General features: G+C 62.3%; 11 protein-coding genes. 9 read left to right on the top strand and 2 right to left on the bottom strand.

Features of this window, described 5'->3' with window-relative positions; all coding sequences use genetic code 11:
- The first annotated feature begins 239 nt into the window (after window positions 1-239).
- The 6 genes from PverR02_RS17405 (at window position 240) to PverR02_RS17430 (ending at window position 5,910) form a co-directional block, all read left to right on the top strand.
- Window positions 240-764 (top strand): cysteine hydrolase family protein, encoded by a 525-nt coding sequence (locus PverR02_RS17405; protein ID WP_017846471.1) that lies wholly within the window; start codon window positions 240-242, stop codon window positions 762-764.
- A 142-nt stretch (window positions 765-906) separates the two neighbouring features.
- Entirely contained in the window at window positions 907-1,860 is a 954-nt protein-coding gene (locus PverR02_RS17410; protein ID WP_017846472.1) for a 2-hydroxyacid dehydrogenase, read from the top strand.
- 129 nt (window positions 1,861-1,989) lie between these two features.
- Window positions 1,990-3,057, top strand: a complete 1,068-nt coding sequence (locus PverR02_RS17415) for a phosphotransferase family protein (RefSeq protein WP_079444015.1) — start codon at window positions 1,990-1,992, stop codon at window positions 3,055-3,057.
- 31 nt (window positions 3,058-3,088) lie between these two features.
- A complete protein-coding gene (locus tag PverR02_RS17420; RefSeq protein WP_017846474.1) occupies window positions 3,089-3,856 on the top strand; it encodes an SDR family oxidoreductase in 768 nt (255 codons plus the stop codon).
- Window positions 3,857-3,988: 132 nt separating this feature from the next.
- Window positions 3,989-5,422 (top strand): MocR-like pyridoxine biosynthesis transcription factor PdxR, encoded by a 1,434-nt coding sequence (pdxR, locus tag PverR02_RS17425; protein WP_046490964.1) that lies wholly within the window; start codon window positions 3,989-3,991, stop codon window positions 5,420-5,422.
- Between the two features lie 83 nt (window positions 5,423-5,505).
- Window positions 5,506-5,910 (top strand): cupin domain-containing protein, encoded by a 405-nt coding sequence (locus tag PverR02_RS17430; protein WP_017846476.1) that lies wholly within the window; start codon window positions 5,506-5,508, stop codon window positions 5,908-5,910.
- 14 nt (window positions 5,911-5,924) lie between these two features.
- Here the strand turns inward: PverR02_RS17430 and PverR02_RS17435 are convergent, their stop codons facing one another.
- Window positions 5,925-6,554 (bottom strand): DNA-3-methyladenine glycosylase I, encoded by a 630-nt coding sequence (locus PverR02_RS17435; protein ID WP_079444016.1) that lies wholly within the window; start codon window positions 6,552-6,554, stop codon window positions 5,925-5,927.
- 216 nt (window positions 6,555-6,770) lie between these two features.
- On the opposite strand from PverR02_RS17435, the gene PverR02_RS17440 reads away from it, so the two are divergent.
- From PverR02_RS17440 to PverR02_RS17450, 3 genes are all read left to right on the top strand, one after another.
- On the top strand, window positions 6,771-8,096 hold the full coding sequence (locus PverR02_RS17440; RefSeq protein ID WP_173677810.1) for a C4-dicarboxylate transporter DctA: 1,326 nt from the start codon (window positions 6,771-6,773) through the stop codon (window positions 8,094-8,096).
- 109 nt (window positions 8,097-8,205) lie between these two features.
- Window positions 8,206-8,907 carry a FadR/GntR family transcriptional regulator gene (locus tag PverR02_RS17445; protein ID WP_017846479.1) on the top strand — a complete coding sequence of 234 codons (702 nt, stop codon included), beginning with the start codon at window positions 8,206-8,208 and terminating at the stop codon, window positions 8,905-8,907.
- 16 nt (window positions 8,908-8,923) lie between these two features.
- The gene (locus tag PverR02_RS17450) at window positions 8,924-9,646 is read left to right on the top strand and encodes a GntR family transcriptional regulator (RefSeq protein WP_079444017.1); all 723 of its coding nucleotides are present in this window, start codon (window positions 8,924-8,926) and stop codon (window positions 9,644-9,646) included.
- 102 nt (window positions 9,647-9,748) lie between these two features.
- Here PverR02_RS17450 and PverR02_RS17455 read toward each other — a convergent pair whose 3' ends face one another.
- The gene (locus tag PverR02_RS17455; protein WP_079444018.1) at window positions 9,749-14,617 is read right to left on the bottom strand and encodes an NAD-glutamate dehydrogenase; all 4,869 of its coding nucleotides are present in this window, start codon (window positions 14,615-14,617) and stop codon (window positions 9,749-9,751) included.
- Between the last annotated feature and the right edge of the window lie 244 nt (window positions 14,618-14,861).

Here is a 14,861-nt window from a genome sequence, read left to right on the forward strand (position 1 = left end):
CGCCTTATAAGAAGTTGCCCGCGACGCTTGACAGCCAAACTTATGCCCCAGCATGATCGGCCATGAACCTTTTTCAGCAGCACCTCACCCGCACCACCACCACGACCGCTTCTGGCGGGTCGTGCGGTTGCTGTGGGTGCTTGAACTAGACACCTCACGGATTCAACCCAAGGCCCCGCCAGCAATGGACGGGGCCTTTTTTATTGCGCCGCCATCCGGCACGCGAAAGGAGCAACACCATGGCTGACGCCCTGCTGATCATCGATATGCAAACCGGCCTGTACGCTGGCCCGGAGCACCCCTTCGAACGCGAACGGGTGCTGCAGACCATCAACCAACTGATCGGGCGCGCGCGCCACGCCGGCGCACCGATCTTCGTCGCCCGCCACACGGGCCCGGCGGGCTCCGCGATTGCCGCGGGCAGCCCGTATTGGCAGGTGTGGCATGAGCTGGATGTCGATGAGGCGCGTGACCAGTTCTTCAACAAAACCCGGCCCAGTTGTTTCCTCGGCACCGATCTGGCGCAGCGACTGCGCGCGATGCAGCTCAATGAGCTGGTGATTGTCGGGATGAAAACCCAGTTCTGCATCGATACCACTTGCCGCGTCGCAGTCGAACTGGGGTTCTCGGTGATACTGCCCGAAGACGGCCACACCTGCATGGACACTGCAACGCTGTCGGCGGCGGCGATCATCGAACATCACAATGCCACGTTGGCCGGGGCGTTTGTGCAACGCGTGAGCGCCGCCGCGATCAGTTTCTGACAACGCAAATACCGTAGGGGGCACGCGTCGCCCCCAACACCTGCAAGCTCGGCCCTACGACGATTTTTCTGCCACGGCAAAGCGATTTTGCTGACAAATCCCGCATACTCTTGCTCTCAAAACCTTCAGGAAGAGCCGTCCGATGACAACCACTGTTCTGGTCCTGGTCGAAACCATCAACGAATACCTGCCCATCATCGAAAGCAATGACTTTCATGTGATCCTGGCACCGACGCCCGCCGAACGCGCCCAGGCCATCAAGGCCCACGGCGGGCAGATCAAGGCTGTACTGACGCGTGGCCCGCTGGGCCTGTATGCCGAAGAAATCGCCGCGCTGCCGTTGCTGGAGATCATCTGCGTGATCGGTGCCGGCTATGAGCATGTCGACCTGCAGGCGGCAAGCAACCGCGGGATCGTGGTGACCAACGGCGCCGGGGTGAACGCGCCTTCGGTGGCGGACCACGCCATGGCCTTGCTGCTGTCATTGGTGCGCGGCATTCCGCAAACGGACGCGGCAGTGCGCCACGGCGAGTGGCCCAAAGTGATGCGCCCTTCCCTGGGCGGCAAGCAACTGGGGATTCTCGGCCTCGGCGCGGTGGGCCTGGAGATCGCCAAGCGCGCCGCCCTCGGGTTCGGCATGCAGGTGAGTTACCACAACCGCCAGCCGCGCGATGACGTGGACTACATCTATTGCTCGACCGCCGTAGAGCTGGCACACACCTCGGACTTCCTGATCCTGGCCACGCCCGGCGGCCCGGGCACGCGCCACTTGATCGATCGGCATGCCCTGGATGCATTGGGGCCGAACGGCTACCTGGTGAATATCGGTCGTGGCAGCGTGGTGGTGACCGCCGACCTGGTCGCCGCCCTGGAACAGCGCCGTATCGGCGGCGCGGCACTGGATGTGTTCGACGACGAGCCCAAGGTGCCCGATGCCCTCAAGCGCCTGAGCAATACCGTGCTGACCTCCCATGTGGCCGGGCTGTCGCCGGAAGCCGCGCACGATACGGTGCAACGGGTGGCCGACAACCTGCTGGAGTACTTCGCCGGCCGGCCGGTGCTGACGCCGGTCGCCTTGCCCCCGCCCGAAAAATGACCGATCAGGCACGCTGATCATCATCCAACACGCGAACCTATTAAGCCGCCCCGACCTTGTGGCCGGGCGGCTGGGCGCATTAGATTAGCCAATAGTCCGAGGCCTTTAGAATAAGCAGAAGGGATAAGCATGGCGCTGAACGACCAATCGACCCAGATCCGCCCAGGCGAAGAACTTGATGCCAGCCTGATCGATCCCTACCTCAAGGCCCATATCCCGGGCCTGAGCGGCACGCTCAAGATCAGCCAGTTCCCCGGCGGCGCGTCCAACCTGACCTACCTGCTGGAATACCCGGGCCAGGAATTCGTGCTGCGCCGCCCGCCGTTCGGGCACAAGGCCAAATCGGCCCATGACATGGGTCGCGAGTTCCGCATTCTCAATCAGCTGAAAGACGGCTTTCCCTACTGCCCCAAGGCCTACGTGCATTGCACCGATGAATCGGTGATCGGCGCCGAGTTCTATGTGATGGAGCGCGTCAACGGCATCATCCTGCGCTCCGACCTGCCGGCCGAACTGGGCCTGGACGCGAGCAAGACCGAAGCGCTGTGCAAAAGCTTTATCGACAAGCTCGTCGAACTGCACCAAGTGGACTACAACGCCTGCGGCCTGGCCGACCTGGGCAAGCCCGAGGGGTACGTGGAACGCCAGATCCGCGGCTGGAGCGACCGCTACGAAAAAGCCCTGACCCCCGACGCACCTCGCTGGGAGGCCGTGCGCGCCTGGCTCAACGACAAGATGCCAGCCGACCATCCCACTTCCAGCATCGTGCATAACGACTACCGCTTCGACAACGTGATCCTCGACCCGCACAACCCGATGCAGATCATCGGCGTGCTGGACTGGGAGCTGACCACCCTCGGCGACCCGCTGATGGACCTGGGCAACACCCTCGCCTACTGGATCGAAGCCGCCGACCCGGCGCCCGTGCAACTGATGCGCCGCCAACCGAGCAACGCGCCGGGCATGCTCACGCGTCGCCAGTTCGTCGACTATTACGCCGAGCGCGCCGGCCTTGATATCGACAATTTCGACTTCTACTACACCTACGGCCTGTTCCGCCTTGCCGGCATCGTGCAGCAGATCTACTACCGTTTTTTCCATGGACAGACCCAGGACAAACGCTTTGCGCAGTTCATTCAGATGAACAAGCTGCTGGAGCAGATGAGCCTGAATGTCATCGGCAAATCCGCCCTCTGATCGACCGAGCCAAGACCCACAAGGAACCCCCATGTCCAAGACCAACCTGTTCGACCTCGACGGCAAGATCGCTTTTGTCTCCGGCGCCAGCCGTGGCATCGGTGAGGCCATCGCCAAATTGCTGGCCCAGCAAGGCGCCCACGTGATCGTGTCCAGCCGTAAGCTGGAAGGCTGCCAGCACGTAGCGGATGCGATCATCGCCGACGGCGGCAAGGCCACTGCAGTTGCCTGCCATATCGGTGAAATGGAGCAGATCAGCCAGGTCTTCGCCGGCATCCGCGAGCAGTTCGGCCGCCTGGACATCCTGGTCAACAACGCCGCGACCAACCCGCAATTCTGCAACGTGCTGGACACCGACCTGGGCGCCTTCCAGAAAACCGTGGACGTGAATATTCGCGGCTACTTCTTCATGTCGGTGGAAGCCGGCAAGCTGATGCGCGAAAACGGCGGCGGCAGCATCATCAACGTGGCCTCGATCAACGGCATCTCGCCGGGCGTGTTCCAGGGCATCTACTCGGTGACCAAGGCCGCGGTGATCAACATGACCAAGGTGTTCGCCAAGGAATGCGCCGAATTCGGCATCCGCTGCAACGCCCTGCTGCCGGGCCTGACCGACACCAAGTTCGCCTCGGCGCTGGTGAAGAACGACGCGATCCTGAAAATGGCCCTGGCGCAGATCCCGCTCAAGCGCGTAGCGGACCCGAGTGAGATGGCCGGCGCGGTGCTGTACCTGGCCAGCGATGCATCCAGCTACACCACCGGGGTGTCGCTGAACGTGGACGGTGGTTTCCTGTCCTGACCACATAAGCAGCACAATCCGCAGGTGGGAGCAGGCCCGCTCCCACTTTTTTTATCGCGTTGTCATACAGCCCCTTTGGAGCAAACGTCGCCAGCGAGTAGTCTTGGACCGACTCAGCCCCTCAGGAAAAACATGGAACTGCACGTGATCATCAACGGCCGCAAGGACCTGGCCGAACAGCTTTACCAGCAACTGCGCGAAGCCATCGACTCCGGCCGCCTGGCCGCCGGGGCGCAATTGCCGCCCAGCCGCCTGCTGGCCGCGCAACTGGGCGTGTCACGCAAGACCGTGTCCGACACCTACGCCACCCTGACCTACGAAGGCCTGCTGGTGGGCAAGATCGGACGCGGCACCTTCGTCAACAGCCGCACTCCGCCGACCGAACGCCTGCAAACCGCCACCGACCTGGCCTGCGCCGCCAACCTGGCGAAGTGGCAGGCACTGCCCTCGCCCATGCATCACCCCACGCGCGACAGTGCCCTGCGCTACGAGTTCCTCGGCGGCGCCACCAGCCGCCACCAATTCCCCCAGGACGAATGGCGACGCTGCACCCAGGACGCCCTGCGCCGTATTGCCCAGAACAGTGGCCTCTACAGCCAGACCGAAGGCCTGCCGGCGTTGCGCAGCGCCATCGCCGGGCACATTGCGTTTTCCCGTGGGGTCAAATGCAGCGCCGACGACATCGTGGTCACCAACGGCGCGCAGCAGGCTCTCGACCTGATCGCCCGCGTCGTGCTGGAGCCGGGCAGCATCGTCGCCATGGAAGACCCCGGCTACACCCCGGCGCGCCAGTTGTTCATGGCGATGGGGGCAAACGTCATCGGGGTGCCCGTCGACGATCAGGGCATTCAGGTCGAGCGGATCCCCGACGGTGCGCGGCTGATCTATGTGACACCGTCCCACCAGTTCCCCCTCGGCATGCCCATGAGCCAGGCACGCCGCGAAGCCTTGCTGGCCCGTGCGTTCGAGCTGGGGGCGATGGTTATCGAAGACGACTACGACAGCGAATTCCGTTACGAAGGCCGTCCCACCGACTCCCTGCAAAACATGGACACCCGAGGCGTGGTGACTTACGTCGGCACCTTCTCCAAAACCCTGCTGCCGGAGTTGCGCCTGGGCTATGCGGTACTGCCGCCAGCCCTTTATGGCGCGGTGCTCAAGGCCAAGCAATTGACCGATCAACACAGCTCCACATTGCCGCAATGGGCGTTGGCCAAGTTCATCAGCGAAGGCTATCTGCTCAAGCATATTCGCCGCTGCCACAGCGTGTATGCCGGGCGCCGCGAGCGCATCCTGCAGCGCCTGGCGGGCGACCTGGCGCCGTGGTTCGAAGCGGTGCCCACCGTGGCCGGCTTTCATATGGCGGCCCTGTGCAAGGTGCCGGTGAATATTGCGTTGTTGATGCAGCTGGCACGTCAGGTCGACGTGGGCCTGTACCCGCTCGACGTGTTTTTTCACGACACGCCGGTACGCCCGGGCCTGATCATCGGTTTCGGCGCGATCGAAACCCTGGACATCGACCCGGCCCTGGACAAGGTGCGCGACATTCTCCAGCAGATTGGCTAGAGGTTTTTCGGCTGGATTGGTCATTGGTCGGCGGGAGCACGCGGCGTAGGGTGAAGACCTCTCGAACGACTCGGAAACTCGCCATGAAACGCTCACTCGCAACCGCCCTGATACTGGCCTCGTTCAGTGCCTTCGCCCATGAACCGGTGTACAACCAGGAGTCGATCAAGGTTCTGCAAGAGCACGCCCTGAGCAACGTGCCCGGTAAGAAAACCATCATGCTGAGCGTCGATTACGCCGCGGGCCAGGCCACCGTGCCCCACAGCCATACCGGCACTGCCGTGGCTTACGTGCTGGAGGGCGCGATCACGTCGCGGGTCAACGATGAACCGGCGATCACCTACACGGCCGGCCAGTCATTCTACGAACCGGCGGGCTCGCGGCACTTCGAGTCGAGCAATGCCAGCCAGACCCGACCGGCGAAACTGCTGGTGGTGATGGTGCTGGATGACAAGGCTGAGGTGCTCACCCCTCTGGCGCACGAATAGCACCGCTGCGAGACTCAAGGGCGATTGAATCGACGGCGCAGTGCTTCGATCGGCTCGCGGCAGGCACAGCCTTCAAGATGGTCATTGACCATCCCCGTCGCCTGCATCAACGCATACATCGTGGTCGGCCCTACGTAGGTCCACCCGCGTTTCTTCAAGGCCTTCGACAAGCGCACCGAAGCCGGTGATGTCGGGTTGGCGGTCCAATACGCCAGATCCACCCGCGCCGGGCGCTCGTCTGGCGTCGGTTCGAACGACCATAGCCATTTCGCCAACGAACCGCTTTCCGCCACCAACTCGCACGCCCTGCGCGCATTGTTGAGGGTCGAGACGATCTTCGCGCGGTTGCGCACGATGCCAGGGTCAGCCATCAGGCGTTCGATATCCGCTTCGCCGTACTGCGCCACACGGCGGAAATCAAAACCGTCGAACGCCCGCCGAAAATGCTCGCGCTTGCGCAGGATGGTGATCCACGCCATGCCCGCCTGAAACCCCTCCAGGCAAATCTTCTCGTACAACTGAATATCATCCGCCACCGGCACGCCCCATTCATGGTCGTGGTAGTGCGGATATTCCGGCGCAGCGGTACGCCAACTGCAATGGGTCAGCCCTGCGTCGTTGGTGCTCAGTCCTGGTTTGTCCATCCGTCACCTCGCGTACTCAGCGGCGGATGATAAGCGAAAAAATTTGCGCCCCGTCAACCGCTCAAGCACCGCCCTCGCAGAGCAACTGGTCAGACCGCAACCGGACAAGCCGCGAAAATCACTTGTGACCTGGAAAAAACCCAGCGTAGACTGGCCACGCACTGGACTTACCGGTATGACCACAACAATTAAGCCCTGGACCCACCAGGGCACCGAATAGAGATCCCTCCCATGTTCAGATGGTGCTCGCGTTCGATTTTCCTGCAAGTCGTGATCGGTCTGATGCTCGGCATCCTCTGCGGCCTGGCCCTTCCCGAATTCTCCTCGCAACTCAAACCCCTGGGTGACGGTTTCATCAAACTGATCAAGATGTTGATTGGCCTGATCGTGTTCTGCGTGGTAGTCAGCGGTATCTCCGGCGCCGGCGACTTGAAAAAGGTCGGGCGCATCGGCCTCAAGTCGGTGATCTATTTCGAAGTGCTGACCACCGTCGCCCTGGTGATCGGCCTGCTCATGGCCTTCAGCACCGGCATCGGCAGCGGTGCGAATATCCACCTGGAGCAATTGTCCTCCGCCGGCTTGCATGAACTGGCCGACAAGGGCCAACACATCAAGGGCACCAGCCAGTTCCTGATGGACCTGATCCCCAACTCGGTGATCGGTGCGTTTGCCGACAACAACGTGCTGCAAGTGCTGCTGTTCTCGGTGCTGTTCGGCAGCGCCTTGAACCTGGTGGGTGAAGCGGCGTCGGGCATTTCGCGGCTGATCAACGAGCTGAGTCACGTGATCTTCCGCATCATGGGCATGATCGTGCGCCTGGCGCCGATCGGTGTGTTCGGCGCGATCGCCTTTACCACCAGCACCTACGGCCTGGACTCACTGCAGCACCTGGGCAGCCTGGTAGGCCTGTTCTACCTGACCTGCTTTATGTTTGTCGGGGTGATCCTCGGCCTGGTGATGCGCCTGTCCGGCCTGCGCATGCTGCCGCTGCTCAAGTACCTGCGCGAAGAGCTGCTGATCGTGATGGGTACCGCCTCCTCCGACGCGGTGCTGCCACAGATCATGCGTAAACTGGAACACTTGGGCATCGGCAGTTCCACCGTGGGCCTGGTGATTCCGACAGGCTATTCGTTCAACCTCGACGGTTTCTCGATCTATCTGACCCTGGCCATCGTGTTTATCGCCAACGCTACCGGCACACCGCTGTCGATGACCGACTTGCTGACCATCCTGCTGGTATCGTTGATCACCTCCAAGGGCGCCCATGGCATTCCGGGGTCGGCGCTGGTGATTCTGGCGGCGACACTCACGGCCATCCCGGCGATTCCGGTGGTCGGCCTGGTGCTGGTATTGGCGGTGGATTGGTTCATGGGCATCGGCCGTGCATTGACCAACCTGATCGGCAACTGCGTCGCCACCGTGGCCATTGCGCGCTGGGAAAAAGACATCGATATCCAGCGCGCCAACAAGGTACTCGCCGGCCAGCAGGGTTATGCGTTCCAGGCTAAAAAGCCGGTAGTGCCCGCGCACCAGGAGTTCTGACCCATTGGCATGAGCGACACAGATCACCAGTGGGAGGGGGCTTGCTCTCTCCCACACTTAATCGTCGCCTTTGTGGCAATTGTATTCGCAAGATCAAGGAGCAATCGACGTGGTCACCCCCTCAACCGTCGTCAATTCAGTCGTAGAAAAACTCCGCGCCTCCCTGGCGCGGGGCCAGTGGCGGCGCGGTGAAATGCTGCCCGGTCAGCGTGAACTGGCCGAACAGCTGGGCATCAGCCGCCCCAGCCTGCGTGAAGCCGTGATCGTGCTGGAAACCCTCGGCCTGGTGCGCTCGATGCCCGGCAAAGGCGTGGTGGTGCTCGAAACCCACGTCAACGAGGCGCAATCGAGCGACGCCGTGGCCGACGCCAGCCTCGAAGATATCCTGCAACTGCGCTACACCCTCGAACCGTTTATTGTCGGCCTGGTGGCCCAATCCATCAGCAGCAAAGAGGTTGGCCAACTGCGCCTGACCCTGATGGACATGCGCGAAGCCCTCGACGCTGGCGACGCCGAAGCCGGGATGAATGCCTACATTGCCTTCCACGAAGAACTGTTCGCCCTCACCTCCAACCCGATCTTCCAGAACGTGGTGCAACAAACCAGCAACGCTCTCAAACAAAGCGCACAGGTGCTGCGCAACTCCCCGGAACACCTGGCAGAACGCCTGCAGGAAAACGATGCCGTGGTGCGCGCCATCCGCAACAAGAACAGCGCCCTGGCCAGTGCCGAAATGCGCAAGCACATCCTCCAGGAAGGCCTGCGCATGGGCATTCGCTTGACCATCCCGGACGACCATCTGGGCAGTTGATTTTTGGAGACCGGCCATGACCGCCCACGCCTTGCCACGCGACCTGCCCATCACCGGCCTGCCCGCCATGTGCCTGGTGGCCGGTAAAAAGCCCTCGGTGAATGACATCTACCCACGGCTGTTCGACGCCATTCTCGAACAGCGCATCGCCCCGTCCACCCGGTTGACCGAGGAAAGCCTGGGCCAAACCTTCGGAGTGAGCCGCAGCGTGATTCGCCGGGTGTTGGCCAAGTTGTCGCACCAGCACGTGATCATCCTGCGCCCCAACCAGCGCGCCCAGGTAGCCGCACCGGATGCCCAGCAGACGCGGCAGATTCTGGAAGCGCGGCGGTTGACGGAGATCACGGTGGTACAACTGGCCTGCGCCCAGGCCACACCGATGCAGATCCGCCAGTTGCGCGAGTTGATTGCCCGCGAGCGTGATTGTATTGAACGCGACCAGCGTGGGCCGGCGATTCGCTTGTCGGGGGAGTTTCATCTGCAATTGGCGGCGATGGCGGGGAATGCGCCGTTGGCGCAGTTTCTCAACAGCCTGGTGCCGTTGACGTCGCTGATCATTGCCCAGTACGAGGCGCAAGCCAGCAGCTATTGTGCGTGGCAGGAGCATGTGGCGATTGTCGATGCCATCGAGCAACGGGCCTCTGGCATTGCGGTGAACTTGATGACCCGGCACCTGGATCACCTGGAGACCCGACTACTCAAGGCACCACTGATCCCAAGTCGATGGTGCTCACAATGAAAAAGGGGGCTTGCCCCCGATAGTGGTGGATCAGTCATACCGGTGTTGACTGATCCATCGCTATCGGGGGCAAGCCCCCTCCCACAGTTGTTTACCGCTCGATCAAACCGATGCCAGCACCGACTGACCGCTCAACGCCAGGTCCAGCAACTCACGGTTGGCCACCGCGTACATGGCGTAGTCCGTGCCGACCGCGGCACGGATTTCCACCATCATTGCGCGCCAGCGATCGGCCATGTCCTGGTGCTGCTCAAGCCACAGGGCCACGCGGGCTTCCATGTCTTGTGGCGCTTCGGCCATTTGCAGTACGGAAATGGTGATCGCCCGTTGCTGCCAGTCCACGTCGTCGCGGAAGGCTTCGCGGGCCTGGGCCTGCCAGTTGTTGGCGACCGGCAGATCGCTGATCTGCTGCAGGTACCATGGCAAGTCCAGGGCGCTGCCGACGGCGAAGTAGGCCTTGGCCACTTCGGCGGCGTCATGCCCGGTCACGTCGGCGGCTTCGATGATCGGCAGCAAGGTGTACAGGTGCGTCGTGCCTGCAACCATGCGTGCCAACAACTCCGGTACACCGGCTTCGGTGTAGGCCTGGTAACGGGTCTGCCAGCCTTCGCGGGTCGGGCCTTCGAGCAGTTCGTCGAGTTTGAGACCCAGTGCGGCCAGGTGCGGACCGAAGTGCGCGGTGTCACGCCCGGCATCCTGCTCGTTGCGACGGCTGCGCAGGAACCAGCGCGTGGCACGACGGCCCAGGCGCATCAGCTCGTCCATCAGCTCCAGTTGCACGTCGGCGGAGACCTGGTGGTCCAGGGCTTCGATCTGACGGAACCAGTGCGGGAGATGGAAAATGTCGCGCACGATCACATAGGCGCCCGCCACGTTGGCCGGGCTCATGCCGGTCGACTCTTTGAGCCGCTGCACGAAGGTGATGCCCATGTGGTTGACCAGGTCGTTGGCGATCTGGGTGCTGACGATCTCGCGCTTCAGACGGTGGCGACGCATCGCCTCGCCGAACTTGGCCACCAGGCTCGGTGGGAACGCGGTCTCCATGTCACGGGTCAGGTACTCGTCATCCGGCACCTGCGACTTGAGCAGGGCTTCCTTGAGGTCGATCTTGCTGTACGAGATCAGCACCGACAGCTCCGGACGGGTCAGGCCCTTGCCGGTGGCGGCGCGCTCGGTGAGCTGCTCCTCGGTCGGCAGGTACTCGATGGCGCGGTCCAGCTTGCCACGGCTTTCCAGGTCGCTCATCAGGCGCTTGTACTCGGCGGCACGCTCGTAGGCACGGCGTGCGGCCAGGGACAGGGCCTGGGTCTGCTTGTAGTTGTTGCCCAACACCAGGCTGCCGACTTCGTCGGTCATGCTCGCCAGCAACTGGTTGCGTTGCTTGTCGGTCATGTCGCCGGCCTGCACCACTTCGTTGAGCAGGATCTTGATGTTCACTTCGTGGTCGGAGCAGTCCACACCGCCGGCGTTGTCGATGAAGTCGGTGTTCGAACCGCCGCCATTGAGGCCGAATTCCACACGCCCCAGTTGGGTCATGCCGAGGTTACCGCCCTCGCCCACCACCTTGCAGCGCAGTTCGTTGCCGTTGACGCGCAACGCGTCGTTGGCCTTGTCGCCCACATCGGCATGGCTTTCGGTGCTGGCCTTGACGTAAGTGCCGATACCGCCGTTCCACAACAGGTCCACCGGCGCCTTGAGCAAGGCATTCAGCAGTTCGGTCGGGGTCAGTTTGTCAGCCTGGATGTCGAAGCGTTCTTTCATCTGTGGCGAGATGGCAATGCTCTTCGCGCTGCGCGAGAAGATACCGCCGCCTTCGGACATGATGCTGGTGTCGTAGTCGCTCCACGCCGAACGCGGCAGCTCGAACATGCGCTGACGCTCGACGAAGCTGGTCGCCGGGTTCGGGTTCGGGTCGATGAAGATATGCAGGTGGTTGAAGGCCGCGACCAGTTGCAGCTTGTCGGACATCAACAGGCCGTTACCGAACACGTCGCCGGCCATGTCGCCGACGCCGACCACGGTGATGCTGTCTTCCTGCACGTTGATGCCGCGCTCACGGAAGTGACGCTGCACACCGACCCACGCGCCCTTGGCGGTGATGCCCATTTTCTTGTGGTCGTAACCGGCCGAACCGCCGGAGGCGAATGCATCGCCGAGCCAGAAGCCGTAGTCGATGGCGATACCGTTGGCGATGTCGGAGAACGTCGCGGTGCCTTTGTCGGCCGCGACCACCAGGTACGGGTCATCGCCGTCATGCCGCACGACGTTGACCGGCGGCACCAGGGCGCCGTCCTTGAGGTTGTCGGTGATGTCCAACAGGCCGGAAATGAAGATGCGGTAGCAGGCGATGCCCTCGGCCGCGATCTCGTCGCGACTACCGCCCAGTGGCAAGCGGCGCGGCAGGAAGCCGCCCTTGGCGCCCACCGGCACGATCACCGAGTTCTTCACTTGCTGGGCTTTTACCAGGCCGAGCACTTCGGTGCGGAAGTCTTCTTCACGGTCGGACCAGCGCAGGCCGCCGCGCGCGACATTACCGAAGCGCAGGTGGACACCCTCGACCCGTGGCGAGTAGACGAAGATTTCAAACTTCGGCACTGGCTTGGGCAGCTCGGGAATGGCCCGCGGGTCGAACTTGAAGCTGAAGTACGCCTTGTTCTGGCCGTTGGCGTCGGTCTGGTAGAAGTTGGTGCGCAGGGTGGCCTTGATCAGGTCGAGGTAGCGACGCAGGATGCGGTCTTCGTTGAGCACCTGAACCTCGTCCAGGGCGCTGAGGATCGCTTGTTCCAGGCGTTGCTGCTTGTCTTCCAGGTCGTCGGCGGTGAGCTTGCGCGCCAGGTAGAAGCGCGTCTTGAACAACCGGGTCAACTCGCGGGCGATGTCGGTGTGGTTGTTCAGGGTGCTGGCGATGTAACCCAGGTCGAAGCCCAGGCGGATCTGTTTCATGTAGCGCGCGTAGGCACGCAGCAGCGCCACGTCGCGCCACGGCAGGCCGGCGGTGAGTACCAGGCGGTTGAACGCATCGTTCTCGGCATCGCCGTGGACGATATGCACGAACGCGTCCTGCAGGGTGTCGTTGAGCTGCTGGATATCCAGGTTCACGCCTTCGGCGGCAATGAACGCGAAATCATGGATCCAGAACTCACGGCCATTGGCATGACGCAGGCGGTACGGGAATTCACCCAGCACGCGCAGGCCGAGGTTTTCCAGGATTGGCAATACGTCGGACAGCGCCAGCGGGGTGTCGGCATGGTAGAGCTTGCAATGCAGCTCACGCTGGCCGGACACCTGGCCCAGCGGCTGATAGAAGCTCATCACCAACGGGTTGGCTTCGGTGAGGCTGAGCAAGTGCTGCATGTCGACCACCGCCGAATGCGCAGCAAAACGCTCGCGGTAGCCGGCCGGGAAGCCTTTCGGGAAGTCCGCCAGCACGTTGGTGCCGTGGGCCTCGCCGAAGCTTTCGACCACCAGGCTGGAATAGTCGTCCTGCCAGCTGCGGCAGGCCTGCACCACTTCTTTTTCCAGTTGCAGCGGGTCGATGTCCAGGCGGTTCTTCGGGTCGACCCGCAGAATCAGTTGCACACGGGCCAGCACGGACTCGGAGAAGAACGTCCAGAATTCGCAGTCCGAGGCTTTCAGGCGATCCATCAGCACTTGCTGGATCTTCTGGCGCACTTCGGTGGAATAGATATCGCGCGGCACGTAGGCCAGGCAGTAGCAGAAACGCCCGTAGGGGTCTTTGCGCAGGAACACGCGGATCTTGTTGCGTTCCTGGATCTGCACGATCGACATCACGGTGCTGAACAGCTCGTCGACCGGGGTCTGGAACAGGTCGTCACGCGGCAGTACTTCGACCACCTGCGCCAGTTCCTTGCCCAGGTGCGCCTTGGCCTGGAAGCCCGAGCGACGTTCGATTTCCGCGACCTTGCGGCGGATATAAGGAATCACCCGCACGCTTTCGCCGTACACCGACGAGGTGTACAGGCCCATGAAGCGGCATTCCTTGATGACCTTGCCGTCGGCGTCGATCTCGCGGATCGACACGTAGTCCGGATAAGCCGGGCGATGCACGCGGCTCGGGTGGGCGGCCTTGGCGAACGACAACACGGTCGGCTCGCGCAGGTAGGACACGGCGTAGTCTTCGATGCGCAGGTCGTCGGCGGTGAGGCCGGCGCGCAGCAGCTTGGTCAGACCGAGGAAGGAGCCGGCGTCATATTCGATATGACCACCGTCCGCCTCGTCACGTACCACGAACTCTTCATAGCCGAGGAAGGTGAAGTGGTTGCCCACCAGCCATTCCAGGAAGTTCTTGATCTCGGCTTGTTCTTCGCCGTCGATGCTGAACCGGCTGGCGTCGATACCGACCAGCAGTTCCTGGACCTTGGCTTTCATCGGCTCGAAATCGGCCACGGCCACGCGCACTTCGCCCAGTACCTGCTCCAGCTCTTTGCTCAACACGTTCAGTTCGGCGGCGTTGGCGCAGCGGTCGATTTCCAGGTACATCAGCGATTCTTGCTGGATGCCTTCGCCCTGGGTGCCCTTGGCCAGAATTTCCAGCAATTCGCCCTTGCTGCCACGGCGCGTGCTGAGCACGGTGGTTTGCAGGGTGTGGATGCTGTAGCCGCGGCGGTTCAGCTCGGTACGCACCGAGTCCACCAGAAATGGCAGGTCATGGTGCAGCACTTCGACCGCGGTGTGGGTCGACTGCCAGCCATGACGTTCGTAATCGGGGTTGTAGACCCGCACCTGGGGTTCGGTGTGGTCGAAGCGCTCAAGCAGGCGCCAGGCAGACAGGGTGCAACCGGCCAGGTCGGAAAGGCGACGTTGGGTCAGTTCGTCCAGGGAAATGATGCCGAAAAATTGTTCAGCGAACAGCGCCACTTGTGGCAGTGCCTGTTCACTGATGTGCTGCGCCAGTGCCGCTTGCAGTTGATGCTGGAAGTCGGCCTTGCTGGCTGCGGTGAAGAACGCCATCTGTGGTACTCCGCTTGGGCTTGTTATTGATGGAAGCGTCGCGTGTTATCCCCTTTGGGGGAGACCGTCAGCCCTGTTCGCAGGTAACGATACAAGCACCATAAACGAATCAGGGTGACAGGTGGGTGAAGCTGGACAAGACGATCAGGTCACATACAACTTCCATTGGACATACACCTTGCCAGGCGACGGTGTGACGGGCAGGTCAGGCTCCCAGCAGTGAGCACATCCGTTGCGCAGCTTA

The organism is Pseudomonas veronii (assembly GCF_002028325.1).
Taxonomy (GTDB): domain Bacteria; phylum Pseudomonadota; class Gammaproteobacteria; order Pseudomonadales; family Pseudomonadaceae; genus Aquipseudomonas; species Aquipseudomonas veronii.

What these genes read in the sequence shown, in the direction of transcription:
- PverR02_RS17405 (WP_017846471.1), top strand. Translation starts at nt 240, where the DNA reads ATGGCTGACGCCCTGCTGATCATCGATATGCAAACCGGCCTGTACGCT.
- PverR02_RS17410 (WP_017846472.1), top strand. Translation starts at nt 907, where the DNA reads ATGACAACCACTGTTCTGGTCCTGGTCGAAACCATCAACGAATACCTG.
- PverR02_RS17415 (WP_079444015.1), top strand. Translation starts at nt 1,990, where the DNA reads ATGGCGCTGAACGACCAATCGACCCAGATCCGCCCAGGCGAAGAACTT.
- PverR02_RS17420 (WP_017846474.1), top strand. Translation starts at nt 3,089, where the DNA reads ATGTCCAAGACCAACCTGTTCGACCTCGACGGCAAGATCGCTTTTGTC.
- pdxR (WP_046490964.1), top strand. Translation starts at nt 3,989, where the DNA reads ATGGAACTGCACGTGATCATCAACGGCCGCAAGGACCTGGCCGAACAG.
- PverR02_RS17430 (WP_017846476.1), top strand. Translation starts at nt 5,506, where the DNA reads ATGAAACGCTCACTCGCAACCGCCCTGATACTGGCCTCGTTCAGTGCC.
- PverR02_RS17435 (WP_079444016.1), bottom strand. Translation starts at nt 6,554, where the DNA reads ATGGACAAACCAGGACTGAGCACCAACGACGCAGGGCTGACCCATTGC.
- PverR02_RS17450 (WP_079444017.1), top strand. Translation starts at nt 8,924, where the DNA reads ATGACCGCCCACGCCTTGCCACGCGACCTGCCCATCACCGGCCTGCCC.
- PverR02_RS17455 (WP_079444018.1), bottom strand. Translation starts at nt 14,617, where the DNA reads ATGGCGTTCTTCACCGCAGCCAGCAAGGCCGACTTCCAGCATCAACTG.